Annotated in this window: 17 protein-coding genes; 7 read left to right on the top strand and 10 right to left on the bottom strand. The window is 45.6% G+C overall.

Annotated features, from left to right (window positions below):
• Window positions 1-96: 96 nt before the first annotated feature.
• Entirely contained in the window at window positions 97-1365 is a 1269-nt protein-coding gene (locus KYS23_RS13540) for an MATE family efflux transporter (RefSeq protein WP_246604405.1), read from the top strand.
• A 34-nt stretch (window positions 1366-1399) separates the two neighbouring features.
• Here the strand turns inward: KYS23_RS13540 and KYS23_RS13545 are convergent, their stop codons facing one another.
• From KYS23_RS13545 to nfuA, 6 genes are all read right to left on the bottom strand, one after another.
• Window positions 1400-2392 carry an AraC family transcriptional regulator gene (locus KYS23_RS13545; protein WP_218419084.1) on the bottom strand — a complete coding sequence of 331 codons (993 nt, stop codon included), beginning with the start codon at window positions 2390-2392 and terminating at the stop codon, window positions 1400-1402.
• 60 nt (window positions 2393-2452) lie between these two features.
• Window positions 2453-3100, bottom strand: a complete 648-nt coding sequence (locus KYS23_RS13550; protein ID WP_159534123.1) for a class I SAM-dependent methyltransferase — start codon at window positions 3098-3100, stop codon at window positions 2453-2455.
• Between the two features lie 115 nt (window positions 3101-3215).
• Window positions 3216-3599, bottom strand: a complete 384-nt coding sequence (locus KYS23_RS13555; RefSeq protein WP_218397537.1) for a VOC family protein — start codon at window positions 3597-3599, stop codon at window positions 3216-3218.
• Between the two features lie 37 nt (window positions 3600-3636).
• Window positions 3637-4329: an aspartate/glutamate racemase family protein gene (locus KYS23_RS13560; protein ID WP_159534119.1), complete on the bottom strand. Its 693-nt coding sequence runs from the start codon at window positions 4327-4329 to the stop codon at window positions 3637-3639.
• A gap of 190 nt (window positions 4330-4519) precedes the next feature.
• A complete protein-coding gene (locus KYS23_RS13565; protein WP_159534117.1) occupies window positions 4520-4753 on the bottom strand; it encodes a hypothetical protein in 234 nt (77 codons plus the stop codon).
• A gap of 17 nt (window positions 4754-4770) precedes the next feature.
• Complete coding sequence (gene nfuA / locus KYS23_RS13570) at window positions 4771-5349, bottom strand: Fe-S biogenesis protein NfuA (RefSeq protein WP_126872128.1); 579 nt, start codon at window positions 5347-5349, stop codon at window positions 4771-4773.
• Window positions 5350-5462: 113 nt separating this feature from the next.
• On the opposite strand from nfuA, the gene KYS23_RS13575 reads away from it, so the two are divergent.
• A complete protein-coding gene (locus tag KYS23_RS13575) occupies window positions 5463-8087 on the top strand; it encodes a M14 family zinc carboxypeptidase (RefSeq protein WP_218419086.1) in 2625 nt (874 codons plus the stop codon).
• A gap of 58 nt (window positions 8088-8145) precedes the next feature.
• On the opposite strand, the gene KYS23_RS13580 is transcribed toward KYS23_RS13575, so the two are convergent.
• On the bottom strand, window positions 8146-8865 hold the full coding sequence (locus KYS23_RS13580) for a ComF family protein (RefSeq protein ID WP_218397534.1): 720 nt from the start codon (window positions 8863-8865) through the stop codon (window positions 8146-8148).
• A gap of 152 nt (window positions 8866-9017) precedes the next feature.
• Here KYS23_RS13580 and bioH point away from each other — a divergent pair, with 152 nt between their 5' ends.
• The 3 genes from bioH to KYS23_RS13595 all read left to right on the top strand — a co-directional run bounded on the left by bioH (window position 9018) and on the right by KYS23_RS13595 (window position 11452).
• On the top strand, window positions 9018-9836 hold the full coding sequence (gene bioH, locus KYS23_RS13585) for a pimeloyl-ACP methyl ester esterase BioH (protein WP_220099967.1): 819 nt from the start codon (window positions 9018-9020) through the stop codon (window positions 9834-9836).
• A gap of 198 nt (window positions 9837-10034) precedes the next feature.
• Window positions 10035-10367, top strand: a complete 333-nt coding sequence (locus KYS23_RS13590) for a hypothetical protein (RefSeq protein ID WP_218397532.1) — start codon at window positions 10035-10037, stop codon at window positions 10365-10367.
• Window positions 10368-10384: 17 nt separating this feature from the next.
• On the top strand, window positions 10385-11452 hold the full coding sequence (locus KYS23_RS13595; RefSeq protein ID WP_159534107.1) for a putative metalloprotease CJM1_0395 family protein: 1068 nt from the start codon (window positions 10385-10387) through the stop codon (window positions 11450-11452).
• Between the two features lie 187 nt (window positions 11453-11639).
• On the opposite strand, the gene KYS23_RS13600 is transcribed toward KYS23_RS13595, so the two are convergent.
• On the bottom strand, window positions 11640-14012 hold the full coding sequence (locus KYS23_RS13600; protein WP_218419088.1) for a Tex family protein: 2373 nt from the start codon (window positions 14010-14012) through the stop codon (window positions 11640-11642).
• A 162-nt stretch (window positions 14013-14174) separates the two neighbouring features.
• A complete protein-coding gene (greB, locus tag KYS23_RS13605; RefSeq protein ID WP_159534103.1) occupies window positions 14175-14660 on the bottom strand; it encodes a transcription elongation factor GreB in 486 nt (161 codons plus the stop codon).
• A 175-nt stretch (window positions 14661-14835) separates the two neighbouring features.
• Between greB and KYS23_RS13610 the strand changes: the two genes are divergently transcribed.
• Window positions 14836-15123: a hypothetical protein gene (locus KYS23_RS13610; protein WP_201299286.1), complete on the top strand. Its 288-nt coding sequence runs from the start codon at window positions 14836-14838 to the stop codon at window positions 15121-15123.
• Between the two features lie 250 nt (window positions 15124-15373).
• Here KYS23_RS13610 and fkpA read toward each other — a convergent pair whose 3' ends face one another.
• Window positions 15374-16153: an FKBP-type peptidyl-prolyl cis-trans isomerase gene (gene fkpA, locus KYS23_RS13615; protein WP_159534101.1), complete on the bottom strand. Its 780-nt coding sequence runs from the start codon at window positions 16151-16153 to the stop codon at window positions 15374-15376.
• A gap of 151 nt (window positions 16154-16304) precedes the next feature.
• Here fkpA and KYS23_RS13620 point away from each other — a divergent pair, with 151 nt between their 5' ends.
• Complete coding sequence (locus KYS23_RS13620) at window positions 16305-17282, top strand: WD40 repeat domain-containing protein (RefSeq protein WP_220099962.1); 978 nt, start codon at window positions 16305-16307, stop codon at window positions 17280-17282.
• Window positions 17283-17289 lie beyond the last annotated feature (7 nt).

Below are 17289 nucleotides of genomic sequence, written 5' to 3' on the forward strand. Positions count from 1 at the left end.
TTAATGCAAAAGCGAGTGCAAGAAGATAAGCAATCTCTACGCCAACCTGAGTCGTTATGGCACGATCATACACGCTTACTCACTTTAGCGCTGCCCATGATTCTGGCCAATATTACCACTCCTTTACTGGGTTTGGTGGATACGGCGGTTTTGGGGCATATGTCGGCGCCCGCCATGTTAGCCGGTGCGGCAGTTGGCGCACTAATTCTTACCCAAATTTACTGGGTGTGTGGATTTCTGCGCATGTCATCAACGGGCTTAAGCGCACAGGCAAAAGGGCATGAAGATGCCACGCTTGCCTCTGCCAAAGTACTTTGGCAAACCCTTGCTGTCGCTTCAATTTTGGGGCTGTGCTTACTAATACTGCAAGAGCCTGTACTCACAGCAGGGTTAGCATTGGCAAGCCCTTCAGATGCAGTAGCAGTACACTTAACTGAGTATTATCAGGTTAGGGTATGGGGCGCACCAGCGGCTATGCTGAACTTAGCCCTTATCGGCTATTTAGTTGGGCAACAAAAAACCCGCACGGTGATGATTATTCAAATAGTGGGTAACCTTGTAAATGCAGGATTAGATATTACCTTCGTTTATGGGCTGTCTATGTCGGTGGCTGGGGTTGCCTTAGCCAGTATTATTGCTGAATACGCCATGGCATTTATGGCGATGTACGTAGCGTTGAAACAAGTGAGAGGTATTGCACCAGAAGCAAGTTGGTTTAACCGTGCAGCGCGTAAAGTGTTAATGAAACTCAATACTGACATGCTGCTACGCAACTTAGCCTTGCAAGCTTGCTTAGCCTTTTTGACGATACAAGGCGTGCGATTCGGTGAAATACCGGCGGCAGTGAATGCTATTCTACTGCAGTTTTTCGTATTAATAGCGCTAGGATTAGACGGTGTCGCCTATGCAGTAGAAGCGTTGGTGGGTGAAGCTAAGGGGGCAAAGAATTCCGCGGAAATAAAGCGCAGAACATACCAAGGGTTGTTTTGGTCATCGCTTTTTGCAATAGGCTATAGTGCTATCTTCTTCTTTGGCGGGCACGGCATAATAAGCTTGCTCACTGAGCATCAAAATATTGTGAATGCAGCGGTAACCTACCTTCCACTTATGGTTATTCTGCCACTACTGGCACATTGGTGCTTTTTGTACGACGGTGTATTTGTTGGCCTTACTAAGTCATCTTCTATGCGCGACACAATGATTATTAGCGCCTTCGCGGTATATTTCCCAGTATGGTTTTTTACTCAGTCTCTCGGTAATGTCAGCTTGTGGTATGCATTGCTGGCGTTCTTACTCGCCCGTGGCATTACGCTTGGATGGAGCTTCGAACGGCTAAGCAAGCGCAATGCATTGTGTGACAGCTAATCTAAGCCATGCAAAACCCAACCACGCTAAGCAGCTACGTCACTGTAGTCACTTCGATTGGCAGAAATACATCGGTCACGGCTTCATGGGCGGCTACATCGGGGAAAAAGCGAATACGCTCTAAAAAAATCGGGAAGTCTCTCAGTTCAAATTGTGTATCAGGCAACCATTGGTGATATAAAGCGTGCACCACCGCCCCTAATTCGGCATCGGTGCCAATATGGCGGACCTTAGCGCAGTATCCTTCCGGTATGGCAGTGGTGGTGACGTTGGGAGTGATCGTATCCTTAGACTGGCATGCTTCTATAGCCTTGCTTGTTTTTGCGGGCTGGTTAATAGGCGCAGTAATTTGGCACGCCACACCAAACCGGTAAGACTCATGTGGCGTGTTGTCAGGGTCATCATACAGTAAGTTGAAAGTGCGGCTGGTGGAGGGCGGTAGTTTGTTTTCTTTGCGCCACGTAATAAATTCACTTACCGTGCTCATAATGCGGCTAGGTGGGCCAACATGCATCATCATCGCAATGTCTAAGGCTGGAAACTGAATAACTGACACATCAAGTTGATGATTTTCAGAGGTGACATTTTCAGACGCGCTATTTGAGTTGTCATGTGAGGTGTTCATAAGTACCGAAGATCCTTTTTCGTTAGATATTACTAGCGAGCTAATTTGTGCACCTTTATGTAGCGCTTCAACATTGGGTGTCTTTCTAAAGCCTGAAGGCGACTGGTTGTAATGCTTTTTAAAGGCTTTGGCATAGCTTTCATGTGACCCAAACCCTGCTTCTATCGCAATATCCAATATGCGTTTTTGAGGCCGAAATGCTAATTTATAGGCACTTTCGTGCAGTCGAAGCTGCCTAGCGTAGGCGCCAATATTAATACCAAACTTTGCGTTAAATGCGCGATGAAGATGGTACTCAGAGGTACACGCGAGAGAGGCGAGTTGAGTAAGATTATTGGCACGGTCGGGCGACTTTAAAATGGCGTCGGCGACCTTATCAAGACGGCGATATAAAGGGTTCATTCGTTACTAGCGTTATTGAGGTTAAGCAAACAATACAAAGTTGAATCAAAACATACCCGACTATTTTTGCGGTATTGCCTTTTGCACGACAAAGTAGGTATGAAATTCGGGTAGCTGCTCGTATTCAATATGCCGAATAATGCAGTCGGCTTCGACAATATGACGTATATAACCGTTGATACCTAGTGAAGCGTAATAGACTTCAGGCCCCATGGTGGTGTTGGTATGTTCACCCGGTTCATCCACACCGCCACAGCTAAATATAAATATGCCACCTGGCTGTAGTGCATTGCAAAGTTTGGTAACTAGAGCCGCTTGGCTGTGTAGTGGTACGTGCCACAGGCAGTCCCAAGCACTAATGAAGCGGTACTGATGGGGCAGGTCGAAGGTGCAAATATCACCAAAATAAAACGTGTTGTTAGGGTGTCTTCCTCTGGCTAACGCCAGCATCTCATTTGAGATATCAATCCCCTCTACTACAAACTCGTTGTCATGCAGCAGTTCAATAAACCTACCCGTACAGCCACATCCTACATCAAGGCCGATGCGAGGTTGATCTGTTCTGGATGAGCCTTGTTCTGACGTAAATACGTCTAGAAATGATAACGCGACCTTATGCTGAGCAATACCATTGCTACGATTAAACTCTGGCCGTGTCCAACGCTGGGTAATTTGATCGTAAGCAAGGCCGGTTTCTGCTGGTGTCATGGTCGCTTACCTATTCTGACTTATCGCTCGCCAGTGTAGCACTGACGAGCTAAACGTAGATGTTTATACACGCTCAAGGCTGTTTAAAAGCTCAAGGCTGTGTATCCGCTCAAGGTTATTTCTTAACGAAGTGAGTCGCACACAGTTTGTTGCCAGAAGGGTCGCGCAAATACGCAAGGTACAACTGGCGCTCTTCTGTACCACGAATGCCGGGAGGATCTTCAACCGGCACGCCGCCATTGGCTGCGCCTACTTTATGCCATTCATCAACAAGCGCTGGGTTTGCCGCAGCAAGGCCAATCGTTGAACCGTTCCCGTGGGTAGCGGCTTCGCCGTTAATTGGTTTGGTAAGGGCTAACACACCTTTTGGGGTGAAGTAGAAAACACGACCGTGTTCATCGTATACGCCTTCATCGTATCCAAATACAGCAAGAGAGGCATCGTAAAACTTCTTCGATGCTTCGATGTCGTTCGCGCCAATCATTACATGACTAAACATAGCATTTCCTTTTTGTAGGCAAAATATAGTTATCTGACTATTCTAGCGCCATTTTTACAGCCTCAGCAGCGTGAAGTGCTGTTGTGTCGTAAAGAGGCATATCAGTGTCTGACTGCTTTACCAACAAGGCAATTTCCGTGCACCCTAAAATAACGGCCTGTGCACCTTGCGCCTTTAATTTGTTGATAATATCAATATACGCGTCACGGGATTTTTCACAAATAACCCCTTTGCATAATTCCTCATAAATAATTTTATGCACGACTAATCTGTCTTCACTGTCTGGTACGACTACATCTAAATCAAACTGTTGCGCTAAACGTTCGCTGTAAAATGCCTGTTCCATGGTGAATAGGGTGCCTAACAAGCCCACTTTTTTGACCGTGTTTTCACACAGAGCCACGCCGGTGGCATCGGCAATATGCAATAAAGGAATGGCTACAGCGCTGGCCACCTGGGCAGCGACCTTATGCATGGTGTTGGTACATATAAGGAGAAAGTCTGCGCCGGCATCTTCTAATGACTGTGCGGCGTGCTTCAACGCATCGGCGGCTTTATCCCACTCACCGCTGCGCTGGAAAGCTTCTATCTCGGCAAAATCAACCGAGTATAGGCATATTTTTGCACTGTGGAGCCCCCCGAGTTGGCTATTCACCAACCGGTTAATCGCTTGGTAATAGCTAACCGTCGATTCCCAACTCATACCACCAATAAGCCCAATGGTTTTCATCTCAGCCTCCTCTAATAAGCACGACAAAAAACGTATTAAAAACCGTCACAAACATGACGTTAAGAACAACCAATGTAAGATTATAAATACTAGACTACGTGCAATCCGCAGCCTAGGACAAGGTCATTGAACGTGAGAATTAACAAAAGTATGTTAGGAAACGTATGGGACAAAAGCAGGAGGTAAGCGACTAATCGTCTTTGAAACTAGGCGGTATTTTCTTATCTTTTAGAAACGCGAAACGCTGCATGAAGATGCCTACATAGCCAGACATGGCAATGACAAAGCCCACAAGCAAGGTGGTAAGAGAATAATAGTAAAGGAAGGTGCTTAGATGACTTAACGTGAAAAGCTGCACAACGCCAGCAACGAACAAGGCAAGGCCTAATTTAAATCGTCGCCAGCTTTTGTGCACATCAAACATAGTTGAGATACAACATCTTAGTAGTAAGAATGCTCACCGGCTTCATGTTCAGTAGCATCACGAACACCGTTTAGTTCCCCTGCAAATTGCTCAAGCATTTGCTTTTCAATGCCGTCTTTCAAAGTTACATCAACCATAGAGCAGCCATTACAGCCGCCGCCGAACTGAAGAATAGCGAAGCCATCTTCGGTAAGTTCAGCCAACATTACTTGGCCGCCATGGCTAGCAAGTTGAGGGTTGATTTCAGCTTCAATCATGTACTTTATGCGTTCAGCCAAAGGCGCATCATCAGCTACTTTGCGTGCTTTAGCATTAGGGGCTTTAAGCGTAAGCTGCGAACCCATTTGATCAGTGACATAATCAATTTCTGCTTCATGTAAAAAAGGAACACTTTCTTCATCTACCACTGCATTGAAGCCATTGAACTCTAGGCGAGTATCCGTTTCTTCAACGGCATCTGGCGGGCAATAGGACACGCCACACTCGGCGCTCGATGTGCCCGGATTTACGACGAATACACGAATATTTGTGCCAGTCTCTTGTTTATCCAACAGTTTTACGAAGTGAGCCTGGGCTTCTTCTGATATAGTAATCATCAGTAAGTCCTATTAATTTAAAATTTGGTTTATGATAACAAATTTACCTGACTAAAACAGTCAAGTATTGACTAGTTTCGATGTAACCGCATAACGACAAGACGGATATCACTATGCTCGCAGCTTTGGTTCGCACCGCCACAATCTCGATTTTCCCAAAATGGTTTGCGCCATTTATCGTGTTAACCGCCGTGTGCGTATCTGCTTCGGTAAATGCCAATATAGTTGCCCTCGATAAGGGGGGAAAGCCGGTTCAGGCCTACTTACCAACTGATGTAACATATAACCCAGATATCCCTACGCCAGAATCAGTACTGGGTGCGAACATTGGCCAGTGGCACGTACGTCACGATCAACTAACCCACTACATGCGTGTACTCGCTGACCATTCCGACCGCATTTCATTAGAAGTCACCGGCAGAACCCATGAAAATCGTGAGCTATTGCTACTTACCATTACTGCGCCATCGAACCGCCCTAATATAGAAAGTATGCGAACCGCGCATATCGATGCCATGAATTCAGGTGAAAAAGTAAAAGCCGGTGCGCCACTCATTTTCTATATGGGTTACAGCATTCACGGTAATGAGCCTTCAGGCTCAAACGCTGCATTAGCCCTAGCTTATTACTTAGCCGCTGGGCAAGGTGCGCGAATCGATACGTTACTGAACAACAATATTGTGCTGTTAGACCCATCTTTCAACCCCGATGGGTTATCTCGTTTCGCGCAATGGGCCAATATGCACAAAGGAAAGCAACTTGTCGCGGATAGTAACACCCGTGAGCATGATGAAGGCTGGCCATCAGGACGCACGAACCACTATTGGTTTGACTTAAATAGAGACTGGTTATTGTTGGCTCACCCAGAGTCTCAAGCACGTATAAAGCAATTTCATCGCTGGCGCCCGCATATTCTTACTGACTTTCATGAAATGGGTACCGATAGCACCTACTTTTTTCAGCCAGGTGTACGCTCGCGTAAAAACCCTATTACGCCGGATGAAAACGTCACTTTAACCGAAGCGTTAGCGGCGTATCATGCCAAAGCATTTGATAAGAAAGGAAAGCTGTATTTCTCGGAAGAGGCATTTGACGACTTTTACGCCGGTAAGGGCAGTACCTACCCTGATTTACATGGCAGCATCGGTATTTTGTTTGAACAAGCGAGTTCTCGCGGACATTTACAAGAATCTATCAATGGACCATTGGCATTTTCTACCACTATCGCAAATCAAATTACGACCTCATTAAGTACCTTTGAAGGTGCGCTTGCCAACAAGCCGGCTATTTTAGATTATCAATCGGCTTTTGTTAAAGACACGCAAGCATTAGCAAAAGACGGTGATATTAGCGGCTACATTGTGGGTGAGTCGAGTGATAGCGGCAGGTTTAATGCGATGTTGTCGCTACTTAAACAACACAATATTAAGTTCGAGGTTGTCAGCAAAGACTCAGACGTTGGCAAGCAAACCTTTAATGCTAATCGCGCCATTTATATTCCTGTCGCGCAGGCCCAGTACCGACTTATCACGTCCATATTTTCAACCCAAACCTCGTTTGAAAATAACACCTTCTACGATGTGTCATCGTGGAACATGGCGATGGCATTTAACTTGCCCTTCTCGGTGGTTGAAAAACGGGATACCCGAAACGTAAAAACGGCTGCCAATGCAAAGTTAGCAATGCCAGTGCTTAGCGAGTCGTTACCTGCCAGTGCCTATGCGTACGCGTTTTCATGGAACGATTACTACGCGCCAGCCTTGCTTCAGTCGTTATTAGAGGCTGGGGTAAGCGTAAGAAGTAGCGAAAATGCGTTTGAAGCTAAGCTTGTTAATAATCAGCGCCATACCTTTACCTCGGGTAGCATTGTCATTCCTACAGGATTAGTTCAGCCTGAAAATTTACTCAGTCTGCTAACCGAGCAAGCTCGCGCGTTACGTATTCCTGTTTACGCCCTCGCGAGTGGACTAACGCCAACGGGCAGTGATATTGGAAGTCGCTCAATCAAACCTATTTTAGGGCCAAAAGTGCTATTAGTTGGGGGCGAGGGGGTAAGCGAATATGAAGTGGGCGAAATGTGGCACTATTTTGATACGCGGGTTGGCCTACCTGCCAGTATTGTGGAGCAACAAAAACTGGGCAATGCGCTACAGTCAGGTTATACCCACATTGTGTTTGCTAGCGGGCAGTATACGCTGTCGAATGACACTAAAGATGCCCTGTTCAAGTGGGTTAAAAATGGCGGTGTGTTGATTGGACAAAAATCAGCCCTTCGTTATTTTGCAGCCAATGAATGGTTAAACGTCGATATAGTAGATAGAGAAGAAATAGACAGTCAATTTGATGAAGATAAACTGACGTTTGGCGATAAATCGGCGTTATATGCAAGAAAGTTGGTGGCTGGCGCGGTTTATGAAGCTGAAATAGATATCACCCATCCACTATTTTACGGTTATACCGACACTACACTGTCTATGTTCAAAACCAGCAATATGGTGGTGAACAATTATTACACGCCATTTACTACGCCAGCTCGATATACCTCAGCGCCATTATTGGCTGGATTCAGTGATGAAAAACTAGTGAAACTAATTGCCGAAACCCCTGCTGTGATAACCACACAGCAAGGTAAAGGTGTTGTGATTGGGTTTACCGACAATACGCAATTTCGAGGGTACTGGTATGGCACAAACAAAATGTTAAGTAATGCCATTTATCAGTCTGGTTTTCTTAAGTAACTAATTTTTATTTAGCCAATTCTTATGTAGCAAGAATACGTGGCGGTAGTCGTTTCGATTACCCCGCAACTAGCAGTGAACTTTTCGGGGGCGGTGTAAAGGTCATTGCCCATACCAGAATATTCAGTTGTGGGTAGCGAGCTCTCAATAAGCTTGCTAGCGCGTTTACCGTAACACCAGTAGTAATAACATCATCTACTATAGCGATACGCTTAAGAGTAGGGGTAGAATCGACTAACCTATCAATACACTGATGAGTTAATGAAAACACCTGCTTAGCATGTTGTAGCCTTTGTGCTTTTCCTAGTTGATGTTGCGCAGACATACCTTGTCGAATCGCCCAATTGGTGCAAATGGGAATATTCAGTGCACTTCCAATGGATTTAGCTAACACTGCGGCTTGGTTATAATGTCGCGTTGCTAGCCGCCAAGGGCTTAATGGCACTGGTAAGAGAAGTTGGGGAGCAGTGTGGGTTAAGTGCGGTGTGTGGTGCGCCAAGTGTTGCTGTTTACCGACAAACCACTTGGCTAAAACCTTCCCTGAAGTGAGTGAGTGTTGAAACTTAAAGCTATGAATTAAGGTGGTTATTGGATAAGTATGTAAAGCCAATACCGACAGCTGCTGATAGGCACTATGCTTAACGTGCTGACCGACTGGTCCAAATGACAGTAAGTTATTACCGTGAACGTTGGCCGAGAAAAAAAATATGTCATGTTCACACCAATGACATACTGGCGCAGGACTTGCCTGATAACATAGTAAGCATGAAAGATTCATAGTACGTGAATTTTTGAATTCTTAAGTTGAGTCGCTTTTTCTCGCTTGTAGCTACAGTAAGATAACGTGTCTTTAAGCATTTTTTGAGATAATGGGTAATCATGCATATATGGCAGCCTATTAGGTTTGCTTCTTCATGCAACAGCCAAAGGATGTATACAGTGAAAGATTTGCATACAAACACACAGCTTGTCACCCGAACTCAAGGTACAGGAAACGATCTGGTTTTCCTTCATGGTTGGGGTATGAATAGTGGGGCTTTTACTTCGTTTATTCCCTATTTAACCAATAGTTTTCGGGTTACCACTATTGATCTTCCCGGTTTCGGCGAAAACGCTCAGCATGTGCCTTCCCCTTATAACGCTGAGTCTTTAGCACGAATGATAGCGCCTTATATTCCGCCAGAAAGTATTGTTGTGGGTTGGTCTTTAGGTGGTTTGGTGGCGCAACGATTAGCTTTAATTGGTGGCTTAGATCTGAAAGGCTTAGTGACGATAGCCTCTACACCACGTTTCATCGCTGGCCCCTGCTGGCCAGGCATTGCAGGTGATTTACTCGCCATGTTCGAAAATCAGTTAGAGAGTAACTACAACAGGACACTAGAGCGCTTTTTAGCGATTCAAGCAATGGGAAGTGATACGGCACGACAAGATATAAAAGCTATTCGTGGGCATATCAGTGAATTCCCCGAACCAGATCAGCAAGCGCTGAAACAAGGCTTGAGAATTCTTTCCACAGAAGATTTACGCCAAGACATTGGCCGGATAACGGTGCCAACCCTTAGACTTTATGGTCGCTTAGACAGCCTAGTGCCTACCAGTGGTATAGATCGTATTTGCGAGTTGCATCCTCAAGCCGATACGGTGGTGTTGCCCCATGCAGCTCATGCGCCGTTTATTTCTCACCCTCAACAAAGTGCCGATATTTTGTTTAGCTTTGCATCGAGCGTGTATCAACAAAAAGCATCTTAAATCCGATGCTTTTAAGTCGCGTTAAGGTGATGTAAACGGCCGCGAGTGTATACGCCGCAGCTTTTAGCCAGCGAAATGCTAGGCGCAAAGAAGAAATATTGCTCGTTTTCACAGCCAGTTAAGGCGTATGAGCGGTACAGACCTTTTCATTTAGTGCAATTTGGTTAATAATTGCTCATGAGAGTGTAGAGGTAGTGTATGTCTGGTATATCAGGTATAAATAGTAATAATATAAATTCGGCGATTTTGTCCGGACAATTCGGTTTGCAGAATGCCAGTAATGGTATTACGCAGGCTGCGTCTAATATTGCCCAGCAAACCACGAACGCAGAGCGCGATCCGCAAGCCGTTTTAGCCAATGCTGCCACCCAAAGCTTACAGAATGTACGCAACATACTTCCCTCTACGCAGGATGATGTCACCACAAATCTGTTGTCATTGAAAATCAACAGTATCAACGCCCAGGCTTCCGCCAAGGTGCTTGATGTGGCGAATGACACGATAGGCACAATAATCGATACGTTAGCGTAGTAATGTAGGAGTGTAATGTGAACATTGTTACCCCTATCCTTACGGCCATAGCGTACCCTACTGCAAACGTTAATACCGAGTCAGCGAGACGAGACAACGCATTACGTGAAACCATTCCTCAATCGGGGGATGCAGAGAAAGGGGCGTCGCAAAAGGGCCTAGGTTCGGACAGTGACAAAGCTCGAAATCCGGGACAAACGCCTGCGCCTGTTACCTACGATCGCCCCCAAGTCCAAACTGAGCTGCAAAGCGCGTTTGAAAGCGTGTTTGGCGAACAAAAAGACAATGGCTCTGATGAAAGCGCGGGTAAACAAAATGCCCAAGACCAACAGGAATCAAGCCAACAGGAATCAAACCAGCAAGCTTCAGGACAGCAATCCGCACAGCCTGAGCAGCAGACGGAAGAAGAACAGCAAGAGATAAGTAACTTAGAGGCGCGTGATCAAGAAGTCCGTACTCACGAGCAGGCACACGCCGCGGCGGGTGGGCAATACGCTGGATCTCCCCAATATGAATATACCACTGGGCCGGATAACAAACGTTATGTAACCGATGGCGAAGTCTCTATTGATATCTCTGAGCTAAATAGCCCTGAAGAAACCCTTCGTAAAATGCAGCAAGTACGTGCTGCTGCACTCGCCCCTGCGGAGCCTTCTGCGCAAGATTTAAAAGTGGCAGCAGAAGCTACTCAAAAATCGTTTGAAGCTCGCAGCGAAATCGCTGAAGACAACGCTACAACATCATCGGTATCGCCTAGCGCATCAGATATCACGCCCCCTGATATTGATGAAATTACCGATAATGCGGGTGTTGAACGCCCGACAAGGGCACTAGACGAAGCTGTTTTACAAGCGCAAACGGTTGAGCAAGATGCTGTAAGCCAAGGAGCGCAAGGTACTAGTGAAGCTTCAAATGAGATTGGTGGTGGGTTTGATACGCGCTCACTAGCATTTGGCAACGAAGCTCTGCCAAATGGCGACAATGTTCAACAAAGCCAAGCTAACTCAGCCCGCATTGGTCGCATTCAGAATTTCTACACACAAGCCTATACACCAGTACGTGAAGGTTTTTCCGCTAGCGCCTAGGGTTTGTAGTGCCTAGCGCTTAACAGTAATAGCGCTTATCTAGCCTCGTTTACCCTCATTGCCAATAACACGTGTTCTTAACCGTACTACTCTCATAAATACAAAACTCTACTGGGCAAATACAAAAAGCCAGCATGTATGCTGGCTTTAAAATTATAATCGCGCGTGTAAACAATGGCGTTAGGCGTTATTTCTTGGCTTTGGCGAAGGCATCGGCAAAGGCATTACCCATCGCACTGTTTTGCTGCTGGTTTTGTCCGCCGCCACGCTTGTTTGGCTTATCTGCGTGAGAGTGTCCACGTGACCCATTGTTAGCGCGGGAATTAGCAGTAGACTTTGCGTTAGCAGCGCCATTGCTGTTATTGCTTTTGCCTGCTTGATTCGACGAGGTCGGGGTATCTTCTAACCGCATAGTAAACGATATACGCTTACGTGCTACGTCTACCTCAAGCACCTTAACTTTAACAATGTCCCCGGCTTTCACTACATCCCGTGGATCTGAGATGAACTTGTTGGTTAGCGCTGAAATATGCACCAAACCATCTTGGTGGACACCTACATCAACAAAGGCACCAAAGTTCGCAACATTACTCACAACGCCTTCTAAAATCATACCTGGGGTAAGATCTTTAATGGTCTCCACCCCTTCTTTGAAGGTGGCAGTTTTAAATTCAGGTCGAGGATCGCGGCCCGGTTTATCAAGCTCGCTTAAAATATCTTTTACCGTGGGTAAGCCGAAAGCGTCACTGGTAAATGTATCTGGCGATAAGGTTTTCAATAGCTCTGTGTTACCGATAAGATCGTTAACGGCAACCGCGGCCGTATCCACAATTTTATCAACCACAGGATAAGCTTCGGGGTGAACCGCAGACGCATCTAGTGGGTTGCTACCATTTACGATGCGTAGGAATCCCGCCGCTTGTTCGAAGGCTTTCGGCCCTAGGCGCTCAACTTTCATTAGCGCTTTTCTGTCGCCGAAGGCGCCATTGGTATCTCTAAATTGCACAATGTTGTTTGCAAGGGTTTTATTCAATCCAGACACATAGCTTAGCAGCGCGGGTGATGCTGTATTTAAATCTACACCCACCGCATTTACACAGTCTTCAATTACGCGGTCGAGAGATTTACCTAACTGGCTTTGGCTAACATCATGTTGATATTGGCCTACACCAATGGCTTTAGGTTCAATTTTTACAAGCTCGGCAAGGGGGTCTTGTAAACGACGAGCAATGGAAACTGCACCACGTATAGACACGTCCAAATCAGGTAGTTCGTTTGAAGCTAATTCTGATGCAGAGTAAACCGATGCGCCGGCTTCGCTTACCATGATTTTTTGTGCACCTAGCTCTGGGTTATTTTTAAGCATTTCCCCTACAAGCTTATCGGTTTCACGGGAACCTGTACCATTACCTATACTGATAAGCTCAACTTTATACTGCTTACACACGGTAGTGAGGGTACGCAGTGACTTATCCCACTGGTTCTGCGGTGCATGGGGGAAGATGGTATTCTTAGCGACGACTTTGCCTGTTTTATCTACGATAGCGACTTTCACGCCAGTACGAAGACCAGGATCAAGGCCCATCGTGGTCTTAGCGCCAGCAGGCGCAGCCATTAGCAAATCGTTGAGGTTCTTAGCAAAGACCTCAATCGCTTCTTTTTCAGCGCGCTCGCGAAGACCACTGAATAGCTCGGTTTCCATGTGTAACGCGATTTTAATTTTCCACGTCCACTGCACTACTTGCGCTAAGAAATCATCTGCAGGACGGTGGCGGTGCATTATGTTGTAGTGGCTGGCAATAAGGTGTTCACAGTGAGAAGGTGCACTGGCATCATCTTGCTGCGGGTCGGCATCAAGTTGAATGTTCAACATGCCTTCGTTACGGCCACGAAACATAGCAAGGGCGCGATGTGAAGGTGCGTTTTTGTACTTTTCACTGTGTTCAAAGTAGTCTTTGTACTTAACGGCTTCTTGTGCTTTACCGTTTGCTACTGTGCTTTTAATATGTGCGTTTTCAATCAGGTAGCTGCGAATTTTACCCAACAGTGCTGCATCTTCAGCAAACCGTTCCATTAAAATAAAGCGAGCGCCTTCAAGTGCGGCTTTGGTATCTGAAACCCCTTTTTCGGCATTAACGTATTTAGCGGCTAACTCATCGATAGACTGGTCAGGGTTGGCAAATAAAGTATCTGCTAAGCCTTCAAGGCCTGCCTCAATGGCTATCTGACCTTTGGTGCGTCGACGGGGCTTAAAGGGTAAGTATAAGTCTTCCAATGTGGTCTTACTATCAGCGCCGGTAATGTTGCGCTTTAACTCATCAGACAGTTTTCCCTGCTCATCAATAGATTTCAAGATGACTTGGCGTCTGTCTTCTAGTTCTCGAAGGTAGGTAAGACGTTGCTGAAGCGTACGTAACTGAGTGTCGTCTAGCCCTTGAGTCACTTCTTTACGGTAACGTGCAATAAACGGCACCGTTGAACCTTCATCAAGAAGCTTAACCGCAGCACTGACTTGAGAAGTTTGTACGGCAAGTTCTTCGGCAATTTTGTTAATAATCATAATACGCTCTAGGCAATAGCAAATAAGGATGTAGTGGCTAGCATTAGCCTTTTTACACCGCTTTCATTTTAGTTGGAATAACTGGCAGCAATTATACCACCGCGACGGGTCAGAAGAAGCCTGATTGTAAGGTCAGTATTCATGGAAACTGTTTTAACCTTATTACAGTTTATCGGTTGGATCGTACCAAATGCGGTTTATCCACCATTCTTTTATGTCGGTTTCTGTTTTTACCGTAACGTCATCATCTTCTTCTTTCCCCACTAGGGCTCGCGCCATAGGAGAGTCGATAGAAATGTAATCTCGACGGCCAAATATTTCATCGTAACCCACAAGGCGAAGTTCTAGCACCTGCCCTTGTTCGTTTTCGATTTCTACCCAAGCACCAAAATAAACTTTATTTTCCTGCTGGGAACTATAATCCACGACTTTAAGGTTTTCCAAACACTTACGTAAGTAACGTACTCGCCTGTCGATTTCACGTAATTTTTTCTTATTATATTGGTAATCTGCATTTTCACTACGATCGCCCAAGCTAGCAGCCCACGTCACCTTTCGTGTGATTTCGGGCCTTTCTTCCCGCCACAAATGGTCAAGCTCCTGTTTTAGCTTCAAATATCCTTTTCGTGTTATCAGTGGTGTTTTCACAATTATTTAGTTAAATTGAAATCTTATGGCTAGTGTATGTGGGTGAATTAATAGAACGCAATAAACAAATGCGTTGAAATCTACCATTTAAACCACTTTGTGCAAATATTGAACATAAACCTTAAAGTTGTTGTCGCAGTATAAATAGCAACCAGCTAATGAGCGGGAAAATCGAATGGAAGATAACGCACCGAAGGCGGAAAATAAGCCTGCAGACAGGCGCCGTGCTGCAACTAACGGTTCAATGGGCGGCACTATTGCTGGTTTTATGCTTTTTTTAACTGGCGCGTTAATGGTGCTGTATGGCTTACTGGATATTGTAGTACGTATGGATAGCCTGATAACAGCAGGATATCTCGTGATTGGTTTATTAATGTATAAGTTTGGTCAATATCTGTTAAATCACTTTGCGGTATTTAAAGTGCAGCGTGAACGTCGTCGTGCGCCACCTCGTCATACTTAAATAGGTTGTCGATAAGGTGCACAAAAAGCGAGTAATCGAATGACTAGCCGTCTAATACACCTTCTGCGTAAGGTGGGCATTTGCTGTATTAATAGCGGTGACTATCGTGCAGCCTTCACTCTTATCCGCTCTTTTTGGTACAACCATCACTTAACGCATTAAAAAAGCCGACACTTAAATAAGTATCGGCTTATACAAGTAGTGGCCAATGCTAAAGCGTAGCCACTACACTTTGAAGCGCGGCGTGATATTACTCAGCAGCAGCTTCTTCTTTAACGATTTCAAGCAATTCAACATCGAAGATTAGCGTTGAATTTGGTGTAATTGAACCAGTAGCACGCTCGCCATAAGCTAATTCAGAAGGGATGTGGAAGCGGTACTTCGCACCTTCTTGCATAAGTTGAACGCCTTCGGTCCAGCCAGGAATAACTTGGTTAAGTGGGAATTGAGCTGGCTCACCACGCTTGTATGAAGAATCGAACTCAGTACCGTCTAGCAAAGTGCCACGGTAGTGAACTTTAACGATGTCTTCAGCCGCGGGGCTTGCGCCATCACCTTCTTCTAACACTTCATATTGAAGACCAGATTCGGTTGTGGTTACGCTATCTTTCTTCGCGTTTTCTTCTAAATATGCCGCGCCTGCTTCAACATTGTCTTGTGCGGCTTTTTGCGCCATTTCTTGTTGCTTAGCACGAAGTACTTCTTCGCCTTGCTGAGCAATTTGCTGAATTTCTTGTGGGGTAAATTTCAATGTGTCGTTAAGGCCATCTTCAAAGCCTTCTTTCAACGCCGCTTCATCTAGCGGAAAGCCTAGTTGCTCTTGCTGTTGTGCACGGTTGCTCACGAACAAGCCCATACTTGCACCCATAGCGTACGCTTGCTTTTGTACGTCTGTCATTGATTCTGTCGAAACATCGGCGGTTTCAGCGATGTCAGTGCCGGTAGTAGCGGCCTCATCAGAGGTGTTTGGCTGACAGGCAAAAAGGCCTAGGGCAGCAATAGTAGATAAGGCAACAAGCGACTTCTGCATAAAACGTCTCCATAAATTTTTATCATCATGCGTCTATGTTTAAACTGCTGCATCCAGGGCAGTCTGCACGATAGTGAAAGATGCGTGATCCATGCTATGTTAAACCTAGCATTCACAAAGCGAAACCTATTTGATTATGTTTAGGGCTCAAATGTTCCCCAGATTATTGTTACTCACCTTATTAATAAGTGGATCTATAGGATGTAGCTTCCCTGAGACCACGCCAATTAAACAATGGCGACATGTTGAGGAAGGGGCTTACGCAGCCGATGTGTCGCCCGATGGTACTATTTCCGTTGTATCAGGCATCAACAATGGCATCAATGTATGGCGAATAGGCGAAGACACTCCTTTGTATCAATGGAGTCATCAAGGGGAAGGCAATAATTTAGTCGTTTCGTTACATATATCAGCCGACAATACTCATGTAGTCACCGCTGACAGAGAAGCGTTTGCACTCTGGAGCATTGAAACCGGCGACCCGATTGGCTTTTGGCGTATTGACGAAGCGTCTATTCGTGATGTGGCCATTTCGAATAATGGCAATGGCATCTTGGTGGCTCGTTCTAATGGTAAGGTCATGTTTTTTGAGCCTAAAACTCAGCGCAGGTTAGAGTTTTTAGGGCATCAAGAAAAAGTGAACTCGATTGATATCTCCCCGAATGGCAAGTTTGCCTTAACCGGTGGCAACGACTATATCGCTTATTTATGGAGCACCGACACAGGGCAAATAATCCATACCTTCACGCATCCTTCCCGGGTGACCAAAGTGGCATTAGATGACAAAGGTCGTTTTGCTTTTACTGCCGATAGCCAAAGCAAATCACAAGTGTGGAACGTGCAAACTGGCGAGGCCATTAGCGGTCTGAGCTTTATTGCTAGGCAAAAAATCTTCACTGATGCTGTGTTTTCTGATGATGGTAAGTATTTACTGACAGGCTCGCCGTCACGCCAAGTGTATTTGTGGGATTTGAAAAGTGGTAAGGAAGTGGATGCTTGGCAAGTAGCATCACGAGATACTGTTTCACCGCCAACTGCAGTTGTTTATGGCGTTGGGTTTATGTCCGATGGTAATATTGTGACAGAAAGCAGCAGTGGTCTTGCCGAAGTATGGCAACGCAGTAAATAGAGTAGAT

It is taken from the genome of Alteromonas lipotrueae (assembly GCF_019249255.1).
GTDB classification, from domain to species: domain Bacteria; phylum Pseudomonadota; class Gammaproteobacteria; order Enterobacterales; family Alteromonadaceae; genus Alteromonas; species Alteromonas lipotrueae.